Genomic DNA, 25,208 nt, shown 5'->3' with positions numbered 1-25,208 from the left:
CACGCACCACCCCAGATGCCGGGAACCTTGCGGCGAACAAACGAACGACGCCCGGTCGGGAAGGATCCCGAACGGGCGTCGTAACGTGCGTCGTTGCTGCTCTCGTACGGTGTCCGTACGGTCGGACCGGACGTCTCAGTCGTTGGCGACGACGGGGTAGCGTGGCTCGTTCTCGGCCATCTGCCGCAGCGCGTCCTTGCGGTCGCGCTTGGACAGCCGGTCGATGTACAGGTACCCGTACAGGTGATCGGTCTCGTGCTGCAAACAGCGAGCGAAGTAGCCGGTGCCGCGGACCTTGATCGGGTTGCCCTTCTCGTCCTGGCCGGTCACCTCGGCGTAGTCGGGACGCGCGAGCGGCGCGTACGCGGTCGGTACGGACAGGCAGCCCTCATTGCTGTCGTCGAGCCGGCGCTTGTCGGCGGGCAGGTCGACCAGCTTCGGGTTGCACACCACGCCGACGTGCCGGACGCCCTCGTCGTCCATGCAGTCGTAGATGAAGACCTTCAGGTCGACACCGATCTGGTTGGCGGCCAGGCCCACGCCCTCGGCGGTGCGCTGGCTGACGAACATGTCCGCGACCAGCTGGTCCAGCTCCGCACCGAACTCGGTGACGTCCTTGCACTCCTTGTGCAGGACCGGGTTGCCGACGACCGTGATCGGCCGCGAGGTGCCGCGCTCGCGCCAGGCGTTCTCGCGCTCCTCGCAGTCCTCCGTGTCGACGACATAGCCCTCGTCGTCGACGGGGAGCACGCCCGCGTGCTGCTGATCGGTGTCCTGCTGCGCCATGACCGACGTACGCCTTCCTGCACAAAAACTAGGGGTGAATGCTGATACAGGGTACGTGCAGCGCCCCTTCAGGGGCGCGGGGAACTGCGCGATCAGCCACATCGGACCCGCAGCCGGCTGCGGTCTCAGCAAACCTCTTCGAGATCCCGCCAGTCCCTGGAGTCCGGACTGTCCGCCACCCACCCGTCCAGCAACCCCCGAACGAGCGAAGCCGGCGCAGCCACCCCGCACTCCCGCTCGGGAACCCAGAGCTGCCCGTCCGTGCGATGCCCCAGCGGCCCGGGATGACCCGGCTCGCTGTGATCATGCGGATCCAGATGGACCCCGTCCCCCTCGTCCGACGGCATCCGCGACTCCGAGCACATCCGGCACAGCAGCCGCACCGAGGACGACCAGTCCTCCGCGGCGAACCCCGCGTCCGCGGCCAGCTGCTCCAGCGCGTCCCGGTCCGCCTCGGTGGCCGCCTCCAGCAGCACCACCCAGGTGGGGACCGGCGAGGGCGCCCACAGCTCGATCTCGTCGAAGACCGGGTAGGAGTGCCCGGCGGACGTCGTGCGCTCGCCGTGCGGGACGCCGTCGTGCAGGACGACCTCGCCCCAGCGCCGCCCGGAGGAGGGAAGCGGGATGGACAGCACCTCGATCCGGGCCGGGTCCAGCCTGCGGCCCCACACCACCTCGGCCTCGCCCTCCGGGGAGAGCCGTACGGCCGCGCTGCCCAGCTCCATGCCGAGCGGCTCGCCGGAAGCCGTGGCGCCGCCGGGCACCCGCAGCCCGTACGCCTGCCAGGCGCGGCGGGCCAGCGGCCAGTCCTGCAGGGCGGTCGCGGCGATGCCCACGTTCCACCAGTCGGGGGCGCCGGTCTCCCGGTCCAGGAGGGCCACCGCGCGCAGTCCGGCGGCGCGGGCCTGCTCCCAGTCGTGCCGGAACTTGTGCAGCAGGGCAAGGTTGAACCAGGACTCCGCCAGCCAGGGTTCCAGGTCGGCGGCGCGTGTCAGCAGCTCGCCCGCGTCCTCGTACCGGCCGTCGCCGATGAGCGTGAACGCGCGGTCGGTGGCCTGCCGCCAGGAGGCGGAGGGCCGGTGCCGTCCCTTGCCGAAGATCCTCACGATTCCCGCCTGCCAGTTCCAGTTCCACGTGGGCTGGCTTGTGCCCCCGGACACCCTCTCCCTCGCATCCAACCACGTACGGCGGGAAGGGCGCTCATTACCCATGGGTTACCCCGACGCGGGCAGCGTCAGACAGTCCCGGGCCAGAACCCGGGCGAGCGCCTCCACGACCTCGGGAGCGTAGTCCCCGGCGGTGGCCAGCCGCAGCTCCTCCAGGGCCCTGAGCGGCCCGTCGGGCCCCGCGTCCCGGGCCTTCTCCTCGTAGGCGTTGACGGCTCTGACGATCCGCGCGGCGAGCGGCTGCTCCCGGCAGGGGTCGGCCTGCCGCTCCACGACCACGGCGACGGCCGCGTCCACCCCGGTCTGCCGTACGACGGCCCCGCCGAGCAGTGCGATGCGCCGCTGCTCCTCCCGCGGCAGCGCGGCGGTGGCGCCGGCGGGGACGGGGTCGACCAGGCTGAGCTGGCCGATGTCGTGCATGAGGGCCGCGTACTCCAGGACGGTCAGCCCGGGCCCGGACAGGCCCAGGTCCCGGCCGACGGCCAGGCTGAGCGTGGCGACCCGGCGGGCATGCCCCGTCGGGGTGTATCCGGCGATCTCGGTGGCCCGGGCGAGGGAGGCGATGGTCTGCCGGTAGGTGGCGCGCACGGCGTCGTAGCGGCGCACGGAGAGCTGGGCGAGCAGCAGCGGCAGGCAGAACACCGGCAGCGCCCACAGCCCGACCACGGCGACCGCGAGCGCCATCACCGCGCCGGTCGCGCAGACGGCGGATCCGATGCCGAGCAGTCCGCGCAGTTCTTCGCGCAGGAGCGGGCCGAAGGGCCAGTGGGTGCGGGAGTGGGCGAGGGCGGCGGCGAGAACGGCGTCGCACAGGGCGGTGAGGACGATGAGGGCGATGAGCAGCAGCGCGTAGCCGGCGCCGTTCCAGGACTCGAACGCGCCCTCGTTGTAGAGGGGTTGGAAGCAGATCGCGGCGAAGCCGACGCTCAGGACGCGGCGGGCGAGGTGGTCGAGGGTCGGGGTGCGTCCGCACCAGATGTGCGGGACCCCGCCGAGCAGGGAGGCGGCGAGAACGATGGTGACGACCTGCGGCGCGCCGTGGAGGGTCGGATGCCCCGCGTCGGCGCCCAGCAGGGCGTACGACAGCGATCCGGCGGTGCCCAGCGGCGCGGCCTGCCGTACCTGGGCACCGCTCCACCGGGTCAGCTCGCCGACGGCTATGAGCACCCCGAAGGCGAGTGCGACGCGCCGGTCGGCCAGGCCGGTCCACAGGGTGACGGCGAGGGAGACGGCGGCGGTGAGGGCAGCACAGGCGTGGATGAGCCGCAGGGCGGTCATCGGGCTGCCCCGCTGGGGCTGCCGGCGACCGGTTGCCGGTCCGGGATCCGCTGCGCCGCCTCGTCGGCCGTGACGGCCGGGTGCCAGCCGTGGCGGTCGAGGGCCCGGGCGAGCGCCGTGACCATGCGCGGGTCGAACTGGGTTCCTGCGCAGCGCTCCAGCTCGGTGACCGCCGCCTCGACCGGGCGGGCCCTGCTGTAGGAGCGGGTGGAGGTCATCGCGTCGAAGGCGTCCGCGACGGCCACCACGCGGGCGCACTCGGGGATCTGGCCGCCCACCAGTCCGTAGGGGTAGCCGCTGCCGTCGAGCCGTTCGTGGTGGTGCAGGATCGCCGTGCGGGCCTCGCCGAGGAAGGAGATCCCGCGGACCATCTCATGGCCGTACTCGGGATGCAGCTCGATGATCCGCCGCTCCTCGGGGGTCAGCGGGCCGTCCTTGCGCAGCAGCCGGGTGGGGACGCCGAGCTTGCCGACGTCGTGCAGGATGCCGGCGAAGCGCAGCACCTCGACGCGTTCGTCGTCCATGCCGAGTTCGCGGGCGATCATCACCGAGGCCTGACCGACCCGCTCGCTGTGGCCGCGGGTGTAGCCGTCCTTGAGATCGACGGCCTGCACCAGAGCGCGGATGGTGGCCTGGTGGGCGGCCCGCTCCCGGTGGTACTGGGCGAAGACCCAGCAGGAGACGAACATCGGCAGCAGCACCAGCAGCGCAGCGACGGGCCCGTACCGGCTGCGCCACAGCACGGCCATCATCAGCCCGGCGAGTCCGTGCACGGCGACCGGGGCGAGGGAGCGGGACAGCAGCCCGCGCCAGGCCCGGCGCAGGGGCACCCTCCCCCACTGCCGCAAAGGTGTGGGCGGTACCCCCACGCCCGCCGCGAGGAGGCCGCCGTCGAGCGCGGTGAGCACCAGACAGAAGGCGAGGACGGCCGCCCCGGCCGGAACGAGCGCGTGGGGGAAGTCGCAGGCCACGACGGTGTCCCGGCCGCCGAGCGCCCAGTGCACCTGGGCCGCGCCCCACACGGCCAGCGAGGGCTGCGCGGCCCGCCACACGCGGCGCAGCCCCACGGGCCGCTCCTCGACGCGGGCGAGCAGCGCGGCCGACACCGGCACGAGGGCGGCGGCGGACGGGGGCAGCAGGAACGCCCCGGCGAGCAGGACGGGATAGAAGGTGCCGCCCAGGCGGCGCCGTACGACGTGCTCACAGGCCGCGTACAGGGCGGTGAGCAGGGCGAGCGCCGACCAGGACGTGTGGGTGGCCGACAGGGGCAGAACACAGAGAACACAGACCACGGCCAGCAGGGCGACGCAGGCCACATAGGCCCGCGCCCTCGCTGGAACCGCCTCCATGACGCCCCTCCCCGACCGGTGCCTGTCCGGGCTCGGAGCCTAGGGCGGGAATCGGGGGGTCCGGGGACTTATGACCCGAGGATTAGCACATTCGGGTGATGGCTGGTTCTCAGCTCTCCTGAGGCGTGGCCGTCACGTCGTGCTCCGGGACGGTCTGCCCGGAGCGGATCAGGTCGATCCGCCCCATGACCTTGGCGCGCAGGTCGGCCGGCACGTCGTCATGGCCGCAGCAGCGCTTGACCAGCTTCTTCACGGCCTGCTCCAGGCCGTACTTCTCCAGACACGGAGAGCATTCCTCGAAGTGGTGCTGGAACTTGTCGCGATCGACGTCCGGCATCTCGCTGTCGAGGAACTCGTACAGGTGGTCGAGGACCTCACTGCAGTCCGTCTCGTGCGGATCTCCGCAGCTCATGAGCCCGAACCTTTCGCTTCGTTCGACTCTCCGACGCCGGCCGGGACCAGCCCGCGCTCACGGGCATAGTCCTCGAGCATGCCGCGCAGCTGACGGCGGCCCCGGTGCAGCCGGGACATCACCGTACCGATGGGTGTCCCCATGATGTCCGCGATCTCCTTGTACGCAAAGCCCTCTACGTCCGCGAGGTAGACGGCGATGCGGAACTCCTCGGGGATCGCCTGCAGCGCTTCCTTCACGTCCGAGTCGGGCAGGTGGTCGAGCGCCTGCGACTCGGCGGAGCGCAGACCCGTCGACATGTGCGACTCGGCACGGGCAAGCTGCCAGTCCTCGATCTCCTCGGCCGCACTGCGCTGGGGCTCGCGCTGCTTCTTGCGGTACGAGTTGATGAAGGTGTTCGTGAGGATCCGGTACAGCCACGCCTTGAGGTTGGTGCCCTCGCGGAACTGGTGGAAGGAGGCGTACGCCTTGGCATACGTCTCCTGCACCAGGTCCTCGGCGTCGGCCGGGTTGCGCGTCATGCGCAGCGCGGCCGAGTACATCTGGTCGAGGAATTCGAGCGCGTCCCGCTCGAAGCGCGCACTGCGCTCGGCGGTCGACTCCGCGCTGTCGCCGCGGCCCTCGGGCAGCTCCGCCTGGCCGTTGTCGGTCCCTGCGTCGGTCCCAGTGACCGGACCCACCTCCTCAAGATCCCGGGCAGGACCGAAACCGATCCCACTCGTTTCGGAGGATAGAACACGACCCGTGCCTGCCGCCGCTCGAATAGGAGCGGCCTTGGCCGCGTGCAGCACCGTCCAGTCCAGGTCAAGGCGGCTGCTACGGCTCGGGCAGATGGTCGAACCCATGCGGCGGACTTCCTCTCTACGACGGTCGGTGCCGGTGCTTCAGCACTTCTGTCCGCCACAACAGCACTCCACCGTGCAACATTCCCGGGGGTCAGCCGAGTGACGCGACCCACTCCACGACACCGCCGGTGACGATCTCCAGCGCCCGCTCCTGCGTGATCTCCGCGCGCTTCGGCACGGCGAACCCGTGATCGCCGTACGGCACCTCCACCAGCTCGTAGGCCCCCTCGGGGAACTCCTCCGGCTTGCCGAAGGGATCGTTTCCGCCCTGGACGACGAGCGTGGGCGCTCCGGCGCCGAGCAGCTCGTCGGCGCGGGAGCGCTCCGGCCTGCCCGGCGGGTGCAGCGGGAAGCTCAGCGCGAGCACGGCGTGCGCGCCCAGCTCGGTCGCGGTGCGGCAGGCGACCCGGGCGCCCGCGCTGCGGCCGCCGGAGATCACCGGCAGCGCCATCCCGGCCAGCGCGGGCCAGATGCCGCGCCAACCGGTGTCCAGGGTCTTCGGCGCGGGCGCGACCTTCCTGCCCGCGACCCGCCAGGGCTGCTCGACGAGGGCCACGGTCACGCCGTGCCCCGGGAGCACCTGGGCGAGCGCCTGCAGGTCCCGCGCCTCGACACCACCGCCGGCCCCGTGGCTCACGGCCAGCACCAGCCGCGCCTTCTTCGCCCGGTGCCAGGTGATGCGGGCGGTCCCGGCGTCGGTCTCGACAATCTCGATCACGTTATGAAGGCTAGAAGAGGGTGCCCACTTCCGGCGCCTCCAGTTCCTTCAGCAGCTCCGGGCCGTTGTTGCGGACGTTGCTGACGGCCGTGGCGACCGGGTAGGCGCGCATCAGGCCGGGCGGGGGCGGGGCGAGCAGCTCGCGCAGGTCGTCCGGGTCGGTGCGGGCCGGGTCCAGCCAGGCGTCCCAGCGGTCCGGGGTGAGCATCAGCGGCATCCGGGGGTGGATCTCGGCGAGGGTGTGCGGGCCCTCTGCGGGGGCGACGGCCAGCGGGGTGTGCTCCGCCTCCGTGGTGATCACCGAGCAGGTGACCCACCAGGCCTGCGGGTGGTCGTCGGGCAGGGTCCGGTCCCGCCAGAACTCGTACAGCCCGGCCATCGCGAACACCGAGCCGTCGGCGGGCAGCACGAAGTACGGCTGCTTGCGGGGCCGCTTCTTCTTGCCCTCGACCTCCAGCTCCCGCTCCTCCTTGGCGGTGACCCACTCGTAGTAGCCGTCGGCGGGCAGGATGCAGCGCCGGGCGGCGAAGGCACGGCGGTAGGCCGGCTTCTCGTGCACGGTCTCCGCGCGCGCGTTGATCATCCGGGCGCCGCCCTCGGGCGTCTTGGCCCAGGAGGGCACCAGTCCCCACTTGAGCCTGCGCAGCTGCCGAACCGGCCGCGGCTCGGGCGCGTCTTTCAGGGGGCGGTCCAGGACTGCGTAGACCTCCTTGGTCGGAGCCACGTTGTAGTCCGGCTCCAGGGTCTCCTCGGGCTCCCACTTCTCGATCTCAAAGACTCCTGCGAGATCCTCGGGCCTACGACTGGATGCATACCGTCCGCACATACGTGCCACACTGCCAGGCCCACCCGTCACCCGGCCACCACCCCTCAACGACGGCGCTTCGCGCCGACCCCTACTGATCTCGACGACAGGGAGCCACAAACCAGAATGGACAGCCTCGCCGCCACCGCGCTGCCCGACCTCTGGGACCGGCTCACCGGCGCCCAGCCCGACCCCGACCTGTGGGTGGTGCTCGCCACCCTCGTCGCCGCCCTCGCCGCCGTCGTCCCGCACTCCCTGTGGCGGCTCTCGCGCAACGCGATCACCATCGCGCACGAGGGCGGCCACGGGCTGCTGGCCCTGCTCACGGGCCGGCAGCTCACGGGCATACGCCTGCACTCGGACACCAGCGGCCTCACGGTCAGCCGCGGCAAGCCGTACGGCCTCGGCATGATCCTCACCGCGGCCGCGGGCTACACGGCCCCCTCGCTGCTGGGCCTCGGCGGCGCCGCCCTGCTGGCCGCGGGCCACATCACGCTGCTGCTGTGGGCGGCGACCGCGCTGCTCGTGGTGATGCTGGTGATGATCCGCAACGCGTACGGAGTCCTCACCGTGGTCCTCACCGGGGGTGCCTTCCTGCTGGTGTCCTGGCTGGCGGGAACGCAGGTGCAGGCGGCGTTCGCGTACGCGGTGGTGTGGTTCCTGCTGTTCGGGGGCGTACGGCCGCCCTTCGAGCTGCAGGCGAAGCGGGCGCGGGGAGGCGCGGGGGACTCGGACGCGGACCAGTTGTCGCGGCTGACGCACGTACCCGCGGGGCTGTGGCTGTTCCTGTTCCACGCGGTGTCGCTGAGTTCGCTCATCGGTGGGGGCCGCTGGCTGCTGGAAGGTTGACGCCGGGCCCTCCTTATAAAGTGGCCCTATGGCCCCGAACACCGCCCACCCCGCCCTCTGGCCCGCCCCGCACGCGAGCGGAGCCGTCGACGCGACGGTCCACGTGCCCGGGTCCAAGTCGGTCACCAACCGCGCCCTCGTGCTCGCCGCCCTGGCGTCCGAGCCCGGCTGGCTGCGCCGCCCGCTGCGCTCCCGCGACACGCTGCTGATGGCCGGTGCCCTGCGGGCCATGGGCGTGGAGATCGAGGAGACCGTGTCATCCAGCTCCTCCGTCGCGGGGGGCCCGGACGGCTCCGGTGAGGCCTGGCGGGTGCTGCCCACGGGTCTGCGCGGTCCGGCCACCGTCGACGTCGGCAACGCCGGCACGGTGATGCGCTTCCTGCCGCCGGTGGCCGCGCTGGCCGACGGTCCCATCCGGTTCGACGGGGACCCGCGGTCGTACGAGCGCCCGCTGCACGGTGTGATCGACGCGCTGCGCGTGCTCGGCGCCCGGATCGACGACGACGGCCGGGGCGCGCTGCCGCTGACCGTGCACGGCGGCGGGGCGCTGGACGGCGGCCCGGTGTCGATCGACGCCTCCTCGTCCTCCCAGTTCGTCTCGGCGCTGCTGCTGTCCGGCCCGCGCTTCAACCAGGGTGTCGAGGTCCGCCACACCGGCACGTCCCTGCCCTCCATGCCGCACATCCGGATGACCGTGGACATGCTGCGCGCGGTCGGCGCCCAGGTGGACACCCCGGAGTCGGGCGGCGAGCCGAACGTGTGGCGGGTGACGCCGGGCGCGCTGCTCGGCCGGGACCTGACGATCGAGCCGGACCTGTCGAACGCCCAGCCGTTCCTGGCGGCCGCCCTGGTCACCGGCGGCAAGGTGCTGATCCCGGACTGGCCGGCCCGCACCACCCAGCCGGGTGACCGGCTGCGGGAGATCTTCACCGAGATGGGCGGTTCCTGCGAACTGACCGAGTACGGGCTGGAGTTCACCGGCTCGGGCGCCATCCACGGCATCGATGTCGACCTGGGCGACGTGGGCGAGCTGACCCCGGGCATCGCGGCGGTCGCGGCCCTCGCGGACTCCCCCTCCACCCTCCGTGGCGTGGCCCATCTGCGGCTGCACGAGACGGACCGGCTGGCCGCGCTCACCAAGGAGATCAACGAACTCGGCGGCGACGTCACCGAGACGGCCGACGGCCTGCACATCCGCCCGCGCCCGCTGCACGGCGGCACCTTCCACACCTACGAGGACCACCGCATGGCGACGGCCGGTGCGATCATCGGCCTGGCGGTCGAGGGCGTGCAGATCGAGAACGTGGCGACGACGGCGAAGACCCTGCCGGACTTCCCCGACTTGTGGACCGGGATGCTGGGGAACTGACGGGCGGACTGGGACCATGCGCCGCTACGGCAAGCACACCGACGAGGACGACATCCGCAGCCGCCCCAACCGCAAGGGCAACCGGCCGCGCACGAACATCCGGCCCAAGCACGAGGACGCGGCCGAGGGCATGGTCCTCACCGTCGACCGGGGCCGGCTGACCTGCCTGGTCGAAGACCGTCCCATCATGGCGATGAAGGCCCGCGAACTGGGCCGAAAGGCGGCCGTGGTGGGCGACCGGGTGGCCCTCGTCGGCGACCTGTCCGGCAAGAAGGACACCCTGGCCCGGATCGTCCGCATCGAGGAGCGCAGCTCGCTGCTGCGTCGTACGGCCGACGACGACGACCCGTACGAGCGGGTGGTCGTCGCCAACGCCGACCAGCTGGCCATCGTCACGGCCCTGGCGGACCCTGAACCCCGCCCCCGCCTGATCGACCGCTGTCTGGTCGCGGCCTACGACGGCGGTCTGGAACCGCTGCTGGTGATGACCAAGTCGGACCTGGCCCCGCCGGACAAGCTGCTGGAGCTGTACGGCCACCTCGACATCCCCTACGTCGTCACCAGCCGCGAGGAGCTGGAGAACGGCGACGCGGCGGACCGGGTGCACGAGTACTTGGACGACAAGATCACCGCCTTCGTGGGCCACTCGGGCGTCGGCAAGACGACGCTGGTCAACGCGCTGGTGCCGAAGGACCGCCGCCGTTTGACAGGCCACGTCAACGCGGTGACCGGCCGCGGCCGCCACACCACCACCTCGGCGCTGGCGCTGCCGCTGCCCCGTGCGAACGGCTGGGTCATCGACACCCCGGGCGTGCGTTCCTTCGGTCTCGCGCACATCGACCCGTCCCGGGTGATCCACGCCTTCCCGGACCTGGAACCGGGCACCGAGGGCTGCCCGCGCGCGTGCAGTCACGACGAGCCGGACTGCGCGCTGGACGCGTGGGTCGAGGAGGGTCACGCGGACCCGGCGCGGCTGTTCTCCCTGCGCCGGCTGCTGGCCACGCGGGAGCGCCGGGAAGGCGACTGAGCATCGCGTTGTTTGCCGGGGTGCCGGGACGGTAAGTGCATAAGCGCACCCAGCCGGACGGCCGGACCTACGGGAGGACAGCACATGGCGTGGCTGCTGGTCATCGTGGCCGGGCTTCTGGAGACCGGCTTCGCCGTGTGCCTCAAGCTCTCCCACGGCTTCACCCGCCTGTGGCCGACGGTCGCGTTCGCCACCTTCGCGCTGGGCAGCTTCGGCCTGCTGACCCTCTCCCTGAAGAAGCTCGACGTCGGCCCTGCGTACGCGGTGTGGACCGGGATCGGCGCGGCGGGCACCGCGATCTACGGCATGGTCTTCCTCGGCGACCTGGTGTCGACCCTGAAGATCGTCTCGATCTCCCTGGTGATCGTCGGCGTGATCGGCCTGCAGCTGTCGGGGTCGGCGCACTGAGCCTTTCCGTGCCCGGCTCGCCGGACGGCCCCTCGGCCTTCCGGCGTGATCTGCCGCACAGACACAGGGGCCCTTCGCCCGGACGCGCCGGGCAGGCCCCCTAGCCCACGCGCTGCCGGACCAGGGCGCTGCGCACCAGCTCGGCCACCGCGCCCTCCCCCGGCGGGGCCGCGACGCACGACAGGGCGACCCGTACGGCCAGCTCGCAGGAGCGGACCAGCTCGGCGGTGTCCGCCGCGGCCGCGGCGGGACCGGCCAGCACCGTCACCGCCCGGTCCCGCACGATCTGCACGAAGTCGCGGGGCGAGGGCAGCGGTCCGTCCGCCCGGCGCTGCGCGGGTACGGCGGAGGAGGACGGCACGGCGGACAGGGTCGGCGTGGGCAGACGCTCGCTCCAGCAGCCGGTGAGCATGGCCCGCACCAGCGCGTTGTCCCGGGCGGCCGCCGCCATCCACTCGGCGGTGGCGGTCAGCCGGTCCCGCGGGTCGGTGTGCGCGGCGAGAGCCCGCTCCACCCCGGCGAGATACCCGTCGGCCTCCCGCCGCACCAGCGCCCTGGCCAGCCCCTCTTTGCTCCCGAACTCGTTGTACAGCGTCTGCCGGGACACCCCGGCGGACGCTGCCACGTCGACCATCCGCACCGCGGACCACGGTCGGCGCCCGAGCGCCGTGTAGGCGGCGTCCAGTAGCGATTCCCGGGCTGCAGGCATCATCGCCTCCCTGGGGCGAGCAACTCTGCGCCCAGATTTGACGCGCGTACATGCACTGTCAAGGGTTCGCGGTGGTGCGGAGGGGCGCCCTCGGTCGCCGATGCACCGAAGGAAGTTCCCCCGCTCCTGTCCCTCAGGCCCCCTATAGCCCCGTTCCCCCTCGGCAGATACCGTTCCTCACATGCCGGACTACCTCGACGACCTCCGCCTCGCCCACGTCCTCGCGGACGCGGCCGACGCCGCCACCATGGCCCGCTTCAAGGCCCTCGACCTGAAGGTGGAGACGAAGCCGGACATGACCCCGGTGAGCGAAGCGGACAAGGCGGCGGAAGAGCTGATCCGCGGCCAGCTCCAGCGCGCCCGCCCCCGGGACGCGATCCTCGGCGAGGAGTACGGCATCGAGGGCACGGGCCCGCGCCGCTGGGTGATCGACCCGATCGACGGCACCAAGAACTACGTCCGCGGCGTCCCCGTGTGGGCCACCCTCATCTCCCTGATGGAGGCGGGCGAGGGCGGCTACCACCCCGTCGTCGGCGTCGTCTCCGCCCCCGCCCTCGGCCGCCGCTGGTGGGCCGCGAAGGGGCACGGCGCGTTCACCGGCCGCAGCCTGTCCGCCGCGACCCGCATCCACGTCTCCCGCGTCGGCAAGCTCTCGGACGCCTCCTTCGCGTACTCCTCGCTCTCCGGCTGGGAGGAGCAGGGCCGCCTGAACGGCTTCCTCGACCTCACCCGCGAGGTATGGCGCACGCGCGCGTACGGCGACTTCTGGCCGTACATGATGGTCGCCGAGGGCTCGGTCGACCTCTGCGCCGAACCGGAGCTGTCCCTGTGGGACATGGCCGCCAACGCGATCATCGTCACCGAGGCCGGCGGCACCTTCACCGGCCTCGACGGCCGCCCGGGCCCGCACAGCGGCGACGCGGCCGCGTCCAACGGACTGCTGCACGACGAGTTGCTGGGGTACCTCAGCCAGCGCTACTGAGCAAGGAGAGAAGCCCGCGCACGCCCTCAACTGGCCACGCGCGCCCTCTTGTTGACCCGCCCTTTACCTGGCACTCTGAGCCCACCCCCACTTGTGAACTTGTGAATCTCTGAACTGACGGCCGGTGCCGCGGTTCCGGGGATTCCCCTAGGAGGTGGCCCATCCCATGCTCGTCCGTGACGCCATGAGCACCATGGTCCTCACCCTCGGCCCCAACCACACCCTCCGCCAGGCAGCCGCGCTGATGTCCGCCCGTCGCGTCGGCGCCGCCGTGATCCTCGACCCCGACGCCGGCGGCATCGGCATCATCACCGAACGCGACATCCTCAACTCCGTGGGCCTCGGCCAGAGCCCGGACGCGGAGCTGATCCACGCCCACACCACTACCGACGTCGTCTTCGCGGCCCCGACCTGGACCCTGGAGGAGGCGGCCCGCGCCATGGCGCACGGCGGCTTCCGGCATCTGGTCGTCCTCGATCACGGCGAGCCCGCCGGCATCGTCTCGGTCCGCGACATCATCCGCTGCTGGGCGCCGGCACGGCAGCAGGTGCCCGCATGAGAGCCCAACATTGGACTTAGTCCAAGTCAATCAGCATTCCAAAGTCACACCCGTTCAGAACCTGGTCTCGATTCCGTTACACTGGTCGGTATGAGCGACCTTCTGGAACGGCTGCGCGGACGCGGATGGCGGATGACCGCGCAGCGGCGTGTCGTGGCCGAGGTTCTCGACGGCGAGCATGTCCACATGACGGCCGACGAGGTCCACGCGCGGGCCGTCGTGAAGCTGCCGGAGATCTCCCGGGCGACCGTCTACAACACGCTGGGTGAGCTGGTCTCCCTCGGCGAGGTGCTCGAGGTCACCACCGACAAGCGCGCCAAGCGGTACGACCCGAACGCGCACCGGCCGCACCACCACCTGGTCTGCGCCCAGTGCGGCGCGATCCGTGACGTGCACCCCACGGGCAACCCGCTCGCCGACCTCCCCGACACGGAACGCTTCGGCTTCACGGTGTCGGACGTCGAGGTGACGTACCGGGGACTGTGCCCGAACTGCGCGGGCGCGTGACACAAGGGGGGCCGCAAGCCCCCCTTTTTTCTTGCTCATGAACACTCGTTCTTGCCCATGAACACACCCAGGGCCGGAATCCATCTCTGGATTCCGGCCCTGGGCCTTCAGTAGCGGGGACAGGATTTGAACCTGCGACCTCTGGGTTATGAGCCCAGCGAGCTACCGAGCTGCTCCACCCCGCGTCGGTGAACACGACATTACGTGAGGGCAGCCCGCCGAAGCAAATCGATTGGGGGCGAGGTGGCCGGGGTCACGCGGAAAGCTCCTCGCGCAGCGCGTCCCGCAACCGCCCCGCCCGCTCGGCGACCTCCGCGGGCCCGAGCGCCACCGCCCGGTCGGCCCACTTCTGCCCTTCGGCCAGCTCCCCGCGACGCGCGTAGACGAGGGCCAGCCGGAGAGCCGCCCGCCCGTGCCCCGCGTCAGCGGCCCGCGCCCACCACACGGCCGCCTCCGGCTCGCTGCCCTCCCGGGCCAGCAGCAGCCCCAGGTTGAACGCCCCGTTGCGCGACCCGGCCTCCGCCGCCGCCCGGTACCACCGCGCCGCCTCGACCACGTCACCCCGGGCCGCCGCGAGCATGCCCACCCGCACCTGCGCCCGCCGGTGCCCCTGGGAGGCCGCCCGCTCGTACCACTCCTCGCACTCGGTCTTCTCGTGCACGACCTCGCCCAGCTCGTGCGCGGGCTCCGGCGGCCGCCGCGCGTCCAGCACGGTGGCCAGCCGGTACGCCGCCTCGGCGCTGCCGCCGCCGGCCGCGCACCGCAGATGCCGCTCGGCCTCCGGCTCGTCACCCTCGCGCAGCCGTGCGATCCCGACCTGCAGCGCGGCCTCGGTGTGCCCGGCGGCGGCCGCCCGCTCGTACCAGCGCAGAGCGAACCGATCCTCGCCCCGCCCGGCATGCAGGATCCCCAGATTGAACGCGGCGTCCACGCTCCCGGCCTCGGCCGCCTTGGAGAACCACGGCTCCGCCCCGCTCGTGTCGCCGCCCTGGAGCAGCAGGATGGCCAGCGCGTTCGCCGCCTCCCGGTGCCCGGCGTAGGCGGCCCGCCGGTACCACTGCTCGGCCTGCGCGGTCCGCCCCTGCTCGGCGCAGAGCAGCCCGAGGTTGTACGCCCCGTTGTCGTCCCCGGCGTCCAGCGCCGCCCGGTACCAGCGCTCGGCGGTCTGCGTCTCCCCGCGCTCGGCGTGCAGCGCGCCCAGCGCGTTGGCCGCGTTGCCGTCGCCGTCCTGCGCGGCCCTGAGCCACCACACGGCCGCGCTCTCGGTGTCCCCGGCGTCCCGCAGCAGGAACCCGAGCGCGCAGGCGGCGCGCGCTTCCCCGTCCTTGGCGGAGGTCAGGTACCAGCGCCCGGCCTCCTTCAGCTCCCCGCGCTTCTCCAGGATCGCGCCGAGGTGCAGCGCGGCCCGCCGGTGACCGCGCGCGGCGGCCTGCCGGTACCACTGCTCGATCTCCGCGACAGCGTTGTCAGCCCCGCTCTCGTCCTCGTGCGCGACCCTGCGGTCGAGCGCACGTGCGAGCCGGTAGGCGGCCTCGCGGTGCCCGCGGTCGGCGGCGGCCCGCATCCACTGCTCGGCGCCGGCGTCCGCGCGGTGCTCCAGCAGGTCGGCGAGCGCGTACGCGCCCAGCACATGGCCCTGCTCGGCGGACTGGCGCAGCCAGTACTCGGCGGCGGGCTCGTCCCCGCGCTCACGGTGGTGCCGGCCGAGCGCGTGCGCGGCGGCGGCCGAACCGGCGACGGCGGCGATCCGCCACCAGCCGGCGGCCTCCTCGGGGTAGCCGCGCTGGTGCAGGAGGACACCCAGGTTGTTGGCGGCGGCCCGGTCCCCGGCCGCGGTGGCGGCACGCAGCTGGGGCTCGGCTCCGTCGAGATCACCGCGGCGCAGCAGCATGGCACCGAGGACGCTCATCGCCTCGGTGTCGCCGGTCTCAGCGGTGAGCCGGAGGCGTACCTCCTCGGCGGCTTCCCCCATGTCGCCCATCTCGTCCCGCGTCGGCTCCTCACTCGAAGGCTGCACAAATCGCCCTGTCTCGAACAGAGTTGCCTTCTCCCCCATAACATCCATCGTCGCACCACCTGCAACCTGGGTACACCCGGTATACCGCAGCCCGTGAGGTCACTTCAGCGTTTTGTCGACATGCCCACAGAGAGATAAGTGAAACACAGGTCGCCCAACTCCCCATGGCGGCGCGGCCGTACTTCCCCGCCTGTACATGAGTTCGCACACCACGAAGGCCCGGATCCCTCAGGATCCGGGCCTTCGACTTCAGTAGCGGGGACAGGATTTGAACCTGCGACCTCTGGGTTATGAGCCCAGCGAGCTACCGAGCTGCTCCACCCCGCGCCGTTGCCTGGTAACAGTACCACGGCGCAGAGTGGCCTTGATCAACTCGTGTTCTTGTCTGCTGCCTTGTCTGCAGTCTTGTCGGTTGTCCTGTCAGCCGTCTTGTCGGCCTTGGACTGTGCGTCCTCGGCCCGCTTCAGCGCGTCCTGCAGGTCCTTCTGCGCCTTGGCGTACGCCTCCCAGTCCGGCCCCTCCTTCAGGGCCTGCTGCCCGGCGGCGAAGGCCTTCTGCGCGTCTTCCAGCGCCTGCTTCACCGTCGGGTTGCCGGCTCCGGGCGGGTTGGTGGTGCCGGTATCGGGTGGGGTGGTCGTGCCCTGCACTCCGAACACCTTGTTGAGCGCCGCGTCCAGGGTGTCCTCGAAGGCGGTCTTGCCCTCGTAGGTGACCAACACCTTGCGCAGCAAGGGGTACTTGAGTTCACCGCCGCGTACGTAGACGGGCTCCGCGTACAGCAGGCCCCCGTCCAGCGGCACGGTCAGCAGATTGCCGTACTCGACCTTGGAGTGGCCTCTGCTCAGCAGGCTGATCGTCTCGGCGATGTCCGCCTGGGAGTTGAACTGGCTCTGGACCTGCTTGGGTCCGTCGACGGTCGTGCTCGTCGGCAGTTTCAGGACTCTGATCTTGCCGTAGTCACTGGCCCGCGGATCGGAGTCGACGGACATGAACGCGCTGAGGTTGTCCCGCCCGTTCGGTGTGAACGTCGTCGTCAGCGAGAACGCCTGCGCGGCCTGGTCCGGCATCTTCATGCTCAGGTAGTACGGCGGCACCGCACTGCCGGAGTCGTTGGTCGGGTCGTCCGGGACCTCCCACACCTCGCTGCCGCTGAGGAAGGTCTGCGCGTCCGTCACGTGGTAGCGGGTGAGCAGCTCGCGCTGGACCTTGAACAGGTCCTGCGGGTAGCGGAGATGGGCCATCAGGTCCGGAGAGATGTCCGCGCGGGACTTCACCGTGCCGGGGAAGGCCTTCATCCAGGTCTTCAGCACCGGGTCCTTGGTGTCCCACTGGTAGAGCGTGACCTCGCCGGTGTACGCGTCGACGGTCGCCTTCACCGAGTTGCGGATGTAGTTGACCTGGTTCTGCTGGGCCACCACCGCACGGGAGTTGTTGGTCGCGGTCAGCGAGTCGGCCGTCGTGTCACCGAGGGTCGTACGGGAGGCGTACGGGTATCCGTTCGTGGTCGTGTACGCGTCCACGATCCACTGGATGCGGTGGTTCACCACGGCGGGGTAGGCGTCGCCGTCGATGGTCAGCCAGGGGGCGACCGCCTCGACGCGGGCCTTGGGCGTGCGGTTGTACAGGATCCGCGAGCCCTTGCCGATCGCACCGGAGTAGAGGATCTGCGGCTCGTTGAACGCCACCGCGTACGCGGCCCGGTTGATCGGGTTGTCGAGGTTGACGCCGCTCTTGCCGGTGTAGCTGGTGGTCTTCGCACCCTTGTCGTCGGAGTAGTCGATCTCCTTCTGGGGACCGCCGACGATCGAGTACGCGGAGGTCTTCTCGCCGTAGTAGATCCGCTGCTCGTACGTCCCCAGGTCGCCCTCGGAGGGCAGGTTCTTCTCCGTGAAGACCGGCCGGCCCCCGGAGTCGGCCTCGGTGCCCTTGGCGGCGACCACGCCGTAGCCGTGCGTGTAACGGAAGTGGTCGTTGATCCAGTTGTTCTTCGGGATGCCGTCCAGGTTCAGCTCGCGCAGACCGATGACGGTGTCCTGGTCCTTGCCGTCCTTGGCGTACCGGTCGACGTCGAGGTTGGTCGGGAACCCGTAGTAGTTCCAGATCTGCTGAAGCTGCTGGAACGTCGGCGAGACGACGTTCGGGTCCATGATGCGGATGCTGGCCGTGTCGTCGACCTGGTCGCGCAGCTTGGTCTTGTCCGTGGTGCCGGACTTGCCCGGGTACTCGGTGACCTTGGCGTCGTCGATGCCGTACGCCTCACGGGTCGCCTTGAGGTTCTTCTGGACGTACGGGGCTTCCTTGGCCTGCTCGTTGGGCTGGACCTGGAACTTCTGCACGATGGCCGGGTACAGGCCGCCGATCAGGATCGCGGAGAGCACCATCAGGCCGAAGCCGATGACGGGCAGCTGCCAGGTGCGCCGCCACAGGGTGGCGAAGAACAGCAGCGCGCAGATGACGGCGATGCAGAACAGGATCGTCTTGGCCGGCAGATAGGCGTTGGCGTCGACGTAGCGCAGACCGGTCCAGTTGCCGGTCGCCTTGAAGTCGCTGGACTTGACGGCGAGGCCGTACCGGTCGAGCCAGTAGGCGACGGCCTTCAGCGCCACGAAGATGCCGAGGAGCACCGACAGATGCCCGGTCGCGGCGGCGGTGGCGCGCGCGCCCGGACTGGTGACCCGCAGCCCGCCGTACAGGTAGTGGGTGAGCGCGGCGGCGATCAGGCAGAGGATCGCGGTGGCGAATCCGAAGCCGAGCAGGAACCGGTACCAGGGCAGGTCGAAGGCGTAGAAGGAGACGTCGAGGTGGAACTGCGGGTCCTTCTGGTGGAAGGGCACGCCGTTGACCCACATCAGCCAGGTGCGCCACTGGCTGGAGGCCGAGGCACCCGCGATCAGCCCGACGAGGGAGGTGACGGCGAGCAGCATCCACGTCTTGTACGGCGCGATGCCCATCCGGTAGCGGTCCAGGCTCTGCTGTTCCATGGACATGGCGCTCAGCGGGGGCCGCAGCCGGTGCGCGAGCCAGATGTTGAAGCCCACGGCGAGAGCCATCAGCAGACCGAAGACGAAGAACAGCCCGATCTTGGTCGACAGGGTCGTGGTGAACACGGACGAGTAGTGCACCGACCGGTACCACAGCCAGTCCGTCCAGAAGCCCGCGAACATGGTGAACGCCATGCCGAGGACGGACAGGACGCCCAGCGTCATGAGCAGGGTCCGGGCGCGCCGGGACGGGCGGCCCGCTCTGATCCGCGGCCCCGTCGGGCCTCCGCCGCGGTCCGGCATCTGGAAAGCCAAGGTGCGCACCTCGAAGTTCGCTGTCGATCCGTCAGGCCCTCGTGTTCGCGGGCCCTCCGTGGCCCCCCGTGATCGCGGGCCCACACCTATGCAACTTACTCACGGTTTACTCGGTTCCCGATTCCGGCCGGTAACGAGGCAGGATTGTGACCATGTCCAACACTCCCATGGCAGCGAGCCCGCTCACCCGGGCCGTACTCGAGATCGACGAGTACGCCTCCGGCCTCGGCTGGGACCAGCCCGCTCGCCTCTTCGCCCTCGTAGACACCGCACGGCTGCGGGCTCAGGAACCCTCGCTCGCCGCCCAGCTCGGCCTGGAGGACGAGTCCGAGACCACCGGTCTCACCCCGATCGAGCAGGACGAGGTCCCGACGGACAAGCCGCTCGACGAGTTCCTCGGCACCATCGCCTGGCCGGACGCGGTGGTCGGCTGCGCGCTGACGGTGGAGCGCCTGATGCTGCCTCCGTCGGCCGAGGCGCAGGTCCCGCAGGGCCTGAGCGGGGCCAAGCTGACCAAGTGGGTGGCGGACCACCCCGAGCGCCAGGAGGTCCGCATGACGGTCGCGGTGCTGCGCGACGGCAGCCGCGACTCGGCGCTGCGGCTGCGCGAGAAGGACTCCCCGACGGAGGTTCTGACGGGCCCGGACCTGGTGCCGGGCCTGGCGGATGCCCTGTCGGCCACGTTCGCGGACTGACGTCCTCTTCTCACCGGTCTCACCGGTCTCACAGGTCCTGTACGGCGCTGGGGGCGCCCCTTGTCACAAGGGGCGCCCCCAGCCGTGTACCGGGATCCGCTCGTCAGCCCTTGGCGGTGCACTTCGGCAGGTCGGCGGTGTCGCCGCTGCGGATGTCCTTCATGGCGTCGAGCGCGTCGCCGATGGTCTTGACCTTGACCAGGGTGAGTCCGCTCGGGGTGTCCTTGGCGGCGGCCGCGCAGTTCTCGGCGGGCGTCAGGAAGTACTGGGCCCCCTTGCTGCGCGCGCCGACGGTCTTCATCTCGATGCCGCCGATCGGCCCGACCGTGCCGTTGTCGTCGATGGTCCCGGTACCGGCGACGAACTTGCCGCCGGTGAGGCTGCCCGGGGTGAGCTTGTCGTAGATGCCGAGCGCGAACATCAGTCCGGCGCTGGGCCCGCCGACGTCGGCGAGCTTGATGTCGATGGTGAACGGGAAGGTGTGGTCGGTCCCGGCGGAGATCCCGACGATGGCCCGCTTGGCACCGCTGTCGGCGGAGGTCGCCGTCGTGATCTTCACGTCCTGCGTCCTGGTCGCCGTCTTGTGCTCCTTCTCGGCGGCGGTCTGCTCCTTGACGGGGACGACGGTGAAGACGACGTCCTGCCCCGGCTTGTGCTTGGTGACGAGCCTCGCGACATCGGACGGCTGCTTCACCGCCGTACCGTCCACGGCCTTGACCACATCACCGGCGTGCAGCTTGCCCTCGGCCGGGGAGCCCTTGACGACGGTGGAGACGATCACCCAGGACTTCACCGGGACGCCCAGTTCCTTCAGGGCGGCGACCTTGGCGCTCTCCTGGGACTGGCTGAACTCCTCGGCGTTCTCCTGGGTGGACTGCTCCTCCGTCTTGCCGTCCGGGTAGAGCGTGTCGTGCGGCACGATCCTGGTGTCGTGGGCCAGCCAGCCGTAGACGGCCTCCACCAGGTTCATCCGGAAGTCGGCGCTGGTGACCCGGACGGTGGTCATGTTCAGATGCCCGTCCGTCGGGTAGGTCTTGTGCCCCTCGATCTGCAGCACCGGCTCGCCGTCGTGCTCCCCGAGCGTGTTCACGGTCGGCCCCGGGGACATCTCCGAGTACGGCACGGGGATGAGCACTCCCGCGCACAGGAGCGCGATCAGCATCAGGGTGGAGGCGAGCATCGTCGCGGTGCGGCGTGGCATGCAACGACAGTACGGGACGCCTCTGTCAGCGCACCGTCAGGGCACCCCCGTCAGGCGCCGCGCGCATCCGAGCGGGGCTTCTCCATGGCCTCGCGGAAACGGGCGTACCCGTCCAGTTCGGGTCCGTCGCTGCGGGCCCGCCGAGTCCGGTTGGCCCAGCTGCCCCACAGACCGGCACCGACCGCAGCCACAAGCGGAATCAGCAACCAGGCAAGCGCTGCCATGCCGACCTCCCAACCCCATGAGCGTCCGCGACTGACCGATCAGCAGATTAACCATCCGTACCGACAACGCTCACGGCAGGGGGTCGGTTACGCAACCGGAGGGAGTGGTGGGCCGAACGTGAACACGGGTGCGACCGAAGTCAGCAGGCGCCGACCCACTCCTCGGTGCCGTCGGAGAACTTCTGGTGCTTCCAGATGGGCACCTCGTGCTTGAGGTCGTCGATCAGCTTGCGGCACGCCTCGAAGGCCTCGCCCCGGTGCGGGCACGACACGCCCACGACGACGGCGAGGTCCCCGACGTCGAGCTCGCCGACCCGGTGGACGGCGGCCAGCGCGCGCACCGGGTACTGGGCGACGACCTTCTCGGCGATCCGCCGCATCTCGGCCTCGGCGCTGGGATGGCAGGAGTACCCGAGCGCGTCGACGTCGGCGCCCCCGTCGTGGTTCCGCACGGTCCCCACGAACAGCGCGATGCCGCCGGCGGCGTCGTCCCCGACGGCCCGGAAGACCTCGTCCACGGACAGCGCGGTCTCCCGGATGCCGATCAGCTTGATGGGATCCTGAGCCGCCTGCTCACCGGGGTGATCGTTCGTAGCTGCCATGGGTCCATCGTGCCGCATGCCCCGACAACGAGGAATACGAGTTTCACCAGGCACGCGCGCGTGCTGCTTTGGAGCCTTCTACAGAGGCTCGTCAGCGGGGCAGAGCCCCTCGCCTCACCGCCGCCGAGCCTTCCGAGCCCGCCGAACCACAGCGGCAGCGCCCAGCAGGGCCACCGTCGCTCCCGCCGCACCGGCCGCCGTCGCGTCCTTGCGCCCCAGCCGGCGCCCGGCGACCGTATGCCGCCCGGACACCTCTTCCAGCAGCTCCGCGAGAACTTCCTCGTTGGTCCACCCCGGCCGCCACCCGGCGTCGTGCAGCCGGCTCCCGCTGACCACCCAGGGATACATCGTGTACGCCAGGTCCCCCGCCGGAGACGGGGTGAGCCCGATCCGGTGCAGCCGGGCCGCCGCGCCGAGCGCGACCGCCGACGGCAGCTCCATCCGCCGGATCCCGCTCAGCTCCTCGACCTCCTCCTGCTCCAGCCACCCGTCACAGCCGACGGCCAGCTCCCCGTCGACCTTCTCCAGGACGGCGTACTCCAGAGCGCTGCACAGATCCTCGACGTGACAGAACTGCCACGCGGGCCGCGACCCGGCGACGACCAGCAGTCGAGGCGACTCGAAGTACCTGGTCAGCGCGGTGTCCGTGCCCCCGACCAGCACGGCGGGCCGTACCACGGTCACGTTCAGCCCCGGATGCGCCCGCGGCGCGCGCCGCGCCAGCCGCTCGATCTCCAGCAGATCCCCGACCCCGGTCGCCTCGGCCGTGGCCCGCAGCTCGGCGTCCTCCGACAGCGGCAGCTCGTTGTCCGGCAGCGCGCCGTACACCATCGCGGACGTGCACAGCACCACCCGGTGCACCCCGGCCGCCGCGGCCGCGGTCAGCACGGTCTGTGTCCCCCGGACGTTGTAAGCGGTGCGGGCGGCCGGGTCGCTGCCGAGGTCCAGGTCGAGCGCCAGATGCACCACCACGTCCGCGCCGCGCAGCTTGTCGGCGATCGACGGGTCGCGCACGTCGAGGATGTGCCACTGCGCTGCCGCGCACTCGCCGCGCCGCTCGTCGATGGCGATGACCTGTTTGATCTCCTCGGATGCGGCGAGCCGCTCGGTGAGCAGGGCGCCCACCCCGCCGGCGGCGCCGGTGACCGCGACGACGGGTCCGCGCACGGCGGGCGGGGTTGAGGGGTTTCGCGCTGCGCGAACCTGCGGATCCGGGGAACTCACCTGGCGTCTCCAGAGGTTGTCTTCAGTACGGGCGCGACTGACGCGGCCGTACCAGGTGCATCCATCCTGCCGCAGGCCCTCTGTGGACGAAGCACCGAGGCCCGATCGGGTCCGGGTGTCTACGCTGGGTGGTGATGTCGGGCAGCCGCGCCGCCGGAGAATCACCGGCGGCCTTACCAGCCGAGGAACCCCGTGAGTGACACCCCATTCGGATTCGGCCTTCCGCCGGAGGAGCCGGAAGACGGCGACGAGGGCAAGAAGAAGGACCAGCAGAGCGGTGGTGGGCAGGGACCGGCCAACCCGTTCGGCTTCGGCGGCCTGCCCGGAGCCGGAGGCTTTGGCGGCCCCGGCGCCGACAATCCGTTCGCAGCGATGTTCGGTTCTCTGAACCCCACCGACCTGGGCGCCGCGTTCCAGCAGCTGGGCCAGATGCTCTCCTACGAGGGCGGCCCGGTGAACTGGGACATGGCCAAGCAGATCGCCCGCCAGACGGTCTCCCAGGGCACCCCGGACGGCGTCAAGGACGCGAGCGTCGGCACCGCCGAGCGCACCGCGGTCGAGGAGGCCGTCCGCCTGGCCGACCTGTGGCTGGACGACGCGACGTCCCTGCCGTCGGGCGCCGCCTCGGCGGTGGCCTGGTCCCGCGCGGAGTGGGTCGAGGCGACCCTGCCCGCGTGGCAGGAGCTGGTCGACCCGGTCGCCGAGCGGGTCGGCGCGGCCATGGGCGACGTCCTGCCGGAGGAGATGCAGGCCATGGCGGGCCCGCTGATCGGCATGATGCGCTCGATGGGCGGTGCCATGTTCGGCACGCAGATCGGGCAGGCCGTCGGTGTGCTCGCGGGCGAGGTCGTCGGTTCGACCGACATCGGCCTGCCCCTGAGCCCGGCCGGCAAGGCGGCGCTGCTGCCGGCCAACGTGGCGGCCTTCGGCAAGGACCTCGGCGTGCCGCAGGAGGAGGTCCGGCTCTACCTGGCCCTGCGCGAGGCCGCGCACCAGCGCCTGTTCTCGCACGTACCATGGCTGCGCTCGCACCTGTTCGGCGCGGTCGACGGGTACGCGCGCGGGATCAAGGTCGACACGGCCAAGCTGGAGGACGTGGTCGGCCAGTTCGACCCGCAGAACCCCGAGCAGCTGCAGGACGCCCTCCAGCAGGGCATGTTCCAGCCGGAGGACACGCCCGAGCAGAAGGCGGCCCTGGCCCGTCTGGAGACGGCTCTGGCGCTCGTCGAGGGCTGGGTGGACGCGGTGGTCCACGCGGCCGCGAAGCCGCGTCTGGCGTCCGCCGACGCCCTGCGCGAGACCCTGCGCCGGCGCCGGGCCACCGGCGGTCCGGCGGAGCAGACGTTCGCCACACTGATCGGCCTGGAGCTGCGCCCGCGCCGGCTGCGCGACGCCTCCCGTCTGTGGGCCTCGCTCACGGACGCGCGCGGGGTCGACGGCCGGGACGCCCTGTGGGCCCACCCGGACATGCTGCCGACGGCCTCCGACCTGGACGACCCGGACGGCTTCGTGCACCGCGAGCAGCTGGACTTCTCCGAGCTGGACAAGATGCTCGGCGAGGCGGCGAGCGGCTCCGGCGAGAAGCCGAACCTGAAGAAGGACGACGAGGGCAAGGGCGACGACGCCGAGTGAGTCTGCACGACGACGCGGTCCTCGTCCTGAAGGGGTACGAGGGCCAGGAAGACCTGCGCCAGGCCTACCTGAACCATCTGGCGGCCCACCCGGACGGCATGTGGAAGGCCTGCCACGCGGGCCACGTCACGGCGAGCGCGCTGGTGATCGACCCCGAGCGCGACCGGGTGCTGCTCACGCTGCACAGGAAGCTGCGGATGTGGCTGCAGATGGGCGGCCACTGCGAGCCGGGCGACGCCTCTCTGGCCGCTGCGGCCCTGCGTGAGGCGACCGAGGAGTCCGGTATCGCGGGGCTGACGCTGCTGCCGGGCGGTCCGGTGCGCCTGGACCGGCATCCGATCCCGCCGCCGTGCCACTGGCACTTCGACGTGCAGTACGCGGCGCTGGCCCCGAGCGACGCCGAGCACGTGGTCAGCGACGAGTCGCTGGACGTGCGCTGGTTCGCCTACGACGAGGTGGCGGACGTGGCGGACGAGTCGGTCGTACGTCTGCTGGACGCGACCCGCGCCAGGCTCTGAACAGGTAAGGGGCGACCGCCACAGCGGTCG

General features: G+C 71.3%; 25 protein-coding genes and 2 tRNA genes. 10 read left to right on the top strand and 17 right to left on the bottom strand.

The window, feature by feature from the left end; translation table 11 throughout:
* Nucleotides 1–135: 135 nt before the first annotated feature.
* The 8 genes from def to ACFYZZ_RS28040 form a co-directional block, all read right to left on the bottom strand.
* Nucleotides 136–786, bottom strand: a complete 651-nt coding sequence (gene def, locus ACFYZZ_RS28075; protein ID WP_389181411.1) for a peptide deformylase — start codon at nt 784–786, stop codon at nt 136–138.
* A gap of 125 nt (nt 787–911) precedes the next feature.
* On the bottom strand, nt 912–1,892 hold the full coding sequence (locus ACFYZZ_RS28070) for a hypothetical protein (protein ID WP_145883208.1): 981 nt from the start codon (nt 1,890–1,892) through the stop codon (nt 912–914).
* 108 nt (nt 1,893–2,000) lie between these two features.
* A complete protein-coding gene (locus ACFYZZ_RS28065; RefSeq protein WP_389181408.1) occupies nt 2,001–3,230 on the bottom strand; it encodes an HD-GYP domain-containing protein in 1,230 nt (409 codons plus the stop codon).
* Complete coding sequence (locus ACFYZZ_RS28060; protein WP_389181405.1) at nt 3,227–4,579, bottom strand: HD-GYP domain-containing protein; 1,353 nt, start codon at nt 4,577–4,579, stop codon at nt 3,227–3,229. Before ACFYZZ_RS28060 ends, ACFYZZ_RS28065 begins: the two co-directional genes overlap by 4 nt.
* Nucleotides 4,580–4,688: 109 nt before the next feature.
* Nucleotides 4,689–4,991: a mycothiol system anti-sigma-R factor gene (rsrA, locus tag ACFYZZ_RS28055; RefSeq protein WP_336113539.1), complete on the bottom strand. Its 303-nt coding sequence runs from the start codon at nt 4,989–4,991 to the stop codon at nt 4,689–4,691.
* Nucleotides 4,988–5,671, bottom strand: a complete 684-nt coding sequence (gene sigR / locus ACFYZZ_RS28050; protein WP_389181402.1) for an RNA polymerase sigma factor SigR — start codon at nt 5,669–5,671, stop codon at nt 4,988–4,990. Before sigR ends, rsrA begins: the two co-directional genes overlap by 4 nt.
* Before the next feature lie 256 nt (nt 5,672–5,927).
* A complete protein-coding gene (locus tag ACFYZZ_RS28045) occupies nt 5,928–6,554 on the bottom strand; it encodes an alpha/beta family hydrolase (protein ID WP_389181399.1) in 627 nt (208 codons plus the stop codon).
* Between the two features lie 10 nt (nt 6,555–6,564).
* Complete coding sequence (locus ACFYZZ_RS28040) at nt 6,565–7,380, bottom strand: SOS response-associated peptidase (protein WP_389181396.1); 816 nt, start codon at nt 7,378–7,380, stop codon at nt 6,565–6,567.
* Between the two features lie 105 nt (nt 7,381–7,485).
* Between ACFYZZ_RS28040 and ACFYZZ_RS28035 the strand changes: the two genes are divergently transcribed.
* From ACFYZZ_RS28035 to ACFYZZ_RS28020, 4 genes are all read left to right on the top strand, one after another.
* Nucleotides 7,486–8,208 carry a M50 family metallopeptidase gene (locus ACFYZZ_RS28035; RefSeq protein ID WP_389181393.1) on the top strand — a complete coding sequence of 241 codons (723 nt, stop codon included), beginning with the start codon at nt 7,486–7,488 and terminating at the stop codon, nt 8,206–8,208.
* Between the two features lie 28 nt (nt 8,209–8,236).
* Entirely contained in the window at nt 8,237–9,577 is a 1,341-nt protein-coding gene (aroA, locus tag ACFYZZ_RS28030) for a 3-phosphoshikimate 1-carboxyvinyltransferase (RefSeq protein WP_389181390.1), read from the top strand.
* Nucleotides 9,578–9,593: 16 nt separating this feature from the next.
* Nucleotides 9,594–10,604 (top strand): ribosome small subunit-dependent GTPase A, encoded by a 1,011-nt coding sequence (gene rsgA / locus ACFYZZ_RS28025; protein WP_389181387.1) that lies wholly within the window; start codon nt 9,594–9,596, stop codon nt 10,602–10,604.
* Between the two features lie 84 nt (nt 10,605–10,688).
* Entirely contained in the window at nt 10,689–11,012 is a 324-nt protein-coding gene (locus ACFYZZ_RS28020) for a multidrug efflux SMR transporter (RefSeq protein WP_100828151.1), read from the top strand.
* A gap of 100 nt (nt 11,013–11,112) precedes the next feature.
* On the opposite strand, the gene ACFYZZ_RS28015 is transcribed toward ACFYZZ_RS28020, so the two are convergent.
* A complete protein-coding gene (locus tag ACFYZZ_RS28015; RefSeq protein WP_386578240.1) occupies nt 11,113–11,724 on the bottom strand; it encodes a TetR/AcrR family transcriptional regulator in 612 nt (203 codons plus the stop codon).
* Nucleotides 11,725–11,902: 178 nt separating this feature from the next.
* Between ACFYZZ_RS28015 and hisN the strand changes: the two genes are divergently transcribed.
* The 3 genes from hisN to ACFYZZ_RS28000 all read left to right on the top strand — a co-directional run bounded on the left by hisN (nt 11,903) and on the right by ACFYZZ_RS28000 (nt 13,769).
* Nucleotides 11,903–12,703 carry a histidinol-phosphatase gene (gene hisN, locus ACFYZZ_RS28010; RefSeq protein ID WP_389181384.1) on the top strand — a complete coding sequence of 267 codons (801 nt, stop codon included), beginning with the start codon at nt 11,903–11,905 and terminating at the stop codon, nt 12,701–12,703.
* A gap of 166 nt (nt 12,704–12,869) precedes the next feature.
* Complete coding sequence (locus ACFYZZ_RS28005; RefSeq protein ID WP_389181381.1) at nt 12,870–13,262, top strand: cyclic nucleotide-binding/CBS domain-containing protein; 393 nt, start codon at nt 12,870–12,872, stop codon at nt 13,260–13,262.
* 90 nt (nt 13,263–13,352) lie between these two features.
* Entirely contained in the window at nt 13,353–13,769 is a 417-nt protein-coding gene (locus ACFYZZ_RS28000; protein WP_386578237.1) for a Fur family transcriptional regulator, read from the top strand.
* A gap of 111 nt (nt 13,770–13,880) precedes the next feature.
* Here the strand turns inward: ACFYZZ_RS28000 and ACFYZZ_RS27995 are convergent.
* From ACFYZZ_RS27995 to ACFYZZ_RS27980, 4 genes are all read right to left on the bottom strand, one after another.
* Nucleotides 13,881–13,954 (bottom strand) — tRNA-Met (locus tag ACFYZZ_RS27995).
* A gap of 68 nt (nt 13,955–14,022) precedes the next feature.
* The gene (locus ACFYZZ_RS27990) at nt 14,023–15,834 is read right to left on the bottom strand and encodes a tetratricopeptide repeat protein (RefSeq protein ID WP_389181378.1); all 1,812 of its coding nucleotides are present in this window, start codon (nt 15,832–15,834) and stop codon (nt 14,023–14,025) included.
* A gap of 205 nt (nt 15,835–16,039) precedes the next feature.
* Nucleotides 16,040–16,113: transfer RNA gene (locus ACFYZZ_RS27985), tRNA-Met, on the bottom strand.
* A gap of 41 nt (nt 16,114–16,154) precedes the next feature.
* Entirely contained in the window at nt 16,155–19,070 is a 2,916-nt protein-coding gene (locus ACFYZZ_RS27980) for a UPF0182 family protein (protein ID WP_389181899.1), read from the bottom strand.
* 164 nt (nt 19,071–19,234) lie between these two features.
* On the opposite strand from ACFYZZ_RS27980, the gene ACFYZZ_RS27975 reads away from it, so the two are divergent.
* A complete protein-coding gene (locus ACFYZZ_RS27975; RefSeq protein ID WP_386578235.1) occupies nt 19,235–19,777 on the top strand; it encodes a PPA1309 family protein in 543 nt (180 codons plus the stop codon).
* Between the two features lie 103 nt (nt 19,778–19,880).
* Here the strand turns inward: ACFYZZ_RS27975 and ACFYZZ_RS27970 are convergent, their stop codons facing one another.
* From ACFYZZ_RS27970 to ACFYZZ_RS27955, 4 genes are all read right to left on the bottom strand, one after another.
* Nucleotides 19,881–20,978 carry a PDZ domain-containing protein gene (locus ACFYZZ_RS27970; RefSeq protein WP_389181375.1) on the bottom strand — a complete coding sequence of 366 codons (1,098 nt, stop codon included), beginning with the start codon at nt 20,976–20,978 and terminating at the stop codon, nt 19,881–19,883.
* 50 nt (nt 20,979–21,028) lie between these two features.
* Nucleotides 21,029–21,202: a hypothetical protein gene (locus ACFYZZ_RS27965; RefSeq protein WP_389181372.1), complete on the bottom strand. Its 174-nt coding sequence runs from the start codon at nt 21,200–21,202 to the stop codon at nt 21,029–21,031.
* A 140-nt stretch (nt 21,203–21,342) separates the two neighbouring features.
* Entirely contained in the window at nt 21,343–21,804 is a 462-nt protein-coding gene (locus ACFYZZ_RS27960; protein WP_389181369.1) for a molybdenum cofactor biosynthesis protein MoaE, read from the bottom strand.
* A 114-nt stretch (nt 21,805–21,918) separates the two neighbouring features.
* On the bottom strand, nt 21,919–23,028 hold the full coding sequence (locus tag ACFYZZ_RS27955; RefSeq protein WP_386578231.1) for an SDR family oxidoreductase: 1,110 nt from the start codon (nt 23,026–23,028) through the stop codon (nt 21,919–21,921).
* 192 nt (nt 23,029–23,220) lie between these two features.
* Between ACFYZZ_RS27955 and ACFYZZ_RS27950 the strand changes: the two genes are divergently transcribed.
* Both ACFYZZ_RS27950 and ACFYZZ_RS27945 read left to right on the top strand, forming a co-directional pair.
* Complete coding sequence (locus ACFYZZ_RS27950; RefSeq protein WP_389181366.1) at nt 23,221–24,660, top strand: zinc-dependent metalloprotease; 1,440 nt, start codon at nt 23,221–23,223, stop codon at nt 24,658–24,660.
* On the top strand, nt 24,657–25,178 hold the full coding sequence (locus tag ACFYZZ_RS27945) for an NUDIX hydrolase (RefSeq protein WP_389181363.1): 522 nt from the start codon (nt 24,657–24,659) through the stop codon (nt 25,176–25,178). Before ACFYZZ_RS27950 ends, ACFYZZ_RS27945 begins: the two co-directional genes overlap by 4 nt.
* Nucleotides 25,179–25,208 lie beyond the last annotated feature (30 nt).

Source organism: Streptomyces sp. NPDC001816 (assembly GCF_042892235.1).
In the GTDB taxonomy this organism is placed as follows: Bacteria; Actinomycetota; Actinomycetes; order Streptomycetales; family Streptomycetaceae; genus Streptomyces.
This window is presented reverse-complemented; position numbering and strand designations above follow the sequence as displayed.

Excerpts from the sequence above, each read along its gene's own strand:
- def (WP_389181411.1), bottom strand. The coding sequence starts at position 786 with ATGGCGCAGCAGGACACCGATCAGCAGCACGCGGGCGTGCTCCCCGTC.
- ACFYZZ_RS28065 (WP_389181408.1), bottom strand. The coding sequence starts at position 3,230 with ATGACCGCCCTGCGGCTCATCCACGCCTGTGCTGCCCTCACCGCCGCC.
- ACFYZZ_RS28060 (WP_389181405.1), bottom strand. The coding sequence starts at position 4,579 with ATGGAGGCGGTTCCAGCGAGGGCGCGGGCCTATGTGGCCTGCGTCGCC.
- rsrA (WP_336113539.1), bottom strand. The coding sequence starts at position 4,991 with ATGAGCTGCGGAGATCCGCACGAGACGGACTGCAGTGAGGTCCTCGAC.
- ACFYZZ_RS28040 (WP_389181396.1), bottom strand. The coding sequence starts at position 7,380 with ATGTGCGGACGGTATGCATCCAGTCGTAGGCCCGAGGATCTCGCAGGA.
- ACFYZZ_RS28035 (WP_389181393.1), top strand. The coding sequence starts at position 7,486 with ATGGACAGCCTCGCCGCCACCGCGCTGCCCGACCTCTGGGACCGGCTC.
- aroA (WP_389181390.1), top strand. The coding sequence starts at position 8,237 with ATGGCCCCGAACACCGCCCACCCCGCCCTCTGGCCCGCCCCGCACGCG.
- rsgA (WP_389181387.1), top strand. The coding sequence starts at position 9,594 with ATGCGCCGCTACGGCAAGCACACCGACGAGGACGACATCCGCAGCCGC.
- ACFYZZ_RS28020 (WP_100828151.1), top strand. The coding sequence starts at position 10,689 with ATGGCGTGGCTGCTGGTCATCGTGGCCGGGCTTCTGGAGACCGGCTTC.
- ACFYZZ_RS28015 (WP_386578240.1), bottom strand. The coding sequence starts at position 11,724 with ATGATGCCTGCAGCCCGGGAATCGCTACTGGACGCCGCCTACACGGCG.
- hisN (WP_389181384.1), top strand. The coding sequence starts at position 11,903 with ATGCCGGACTACCTCGACGACCTCCGCCTCGCCCACGTCCTCGCGGAC.
- ACFYZZ_RS28005 (WP_389181381.1), top strand. The coding sequence starts at position 12,870 with ATGCTCGTCCGTGACGCCATGAGCACCATGGTCCTCACCCTCGGCCCC.
- ACFYZZ_RS28000 (WP_386578237.1), top strand. The coding sequence starts at position 13,353 with ATGAGCGACCTTCTGGAACGGCTGCGCGGACGCGGATGGCGGATGACC.
- ACFYZZ_RS27990 (WP_389181378.1), bottom strand. The coding sequence starts at position 15,834 with ATGGATGTTATGGGGGAGAAGGCAACTCTGTTCGAGACAGGGCGATTT.
- ACFYZZ_RS27980 (WP_389181899.1), bottom strand. The coding sequence starts at position 19,070 with ATGCCGGACCGCGGCGGAGGCCCGACGGGGCCGCGGATCAGAGCGGGC.
- ACFYZZ_RS27975 (WP_386578235.1), top strand. The coding sequence starts at position 19,235 with ATGTCCAACACTCCCATGGCAGCGAGCCCGCTCACCCGGGCCGTACTC.
- ACFYZZ_RS27970 (WP_389181375.1), bottom strand. The coding sequence starts at position 20,978 with ATGCCACGCCGCACCGCGACGATGCTCGCCTCCACCCTGATGCTGATC.
- ACFYZZ_RS27965 (WP_389181372.1), bottom strand. The coding sequence starts at position 21,202 with ATGGCAGCGCTTGCCTGGTTGCTGATTCCGCTTGTGGCTGCGGTCGGT.
- ACFYZZ_RS27960 (WP_389181369.1), bottom strand. The coding sequence starts at position 21,804 with ATGGCAGCTACGAACGATCACCCCGGTGAGCAGGCGGCTCAGGATCCC.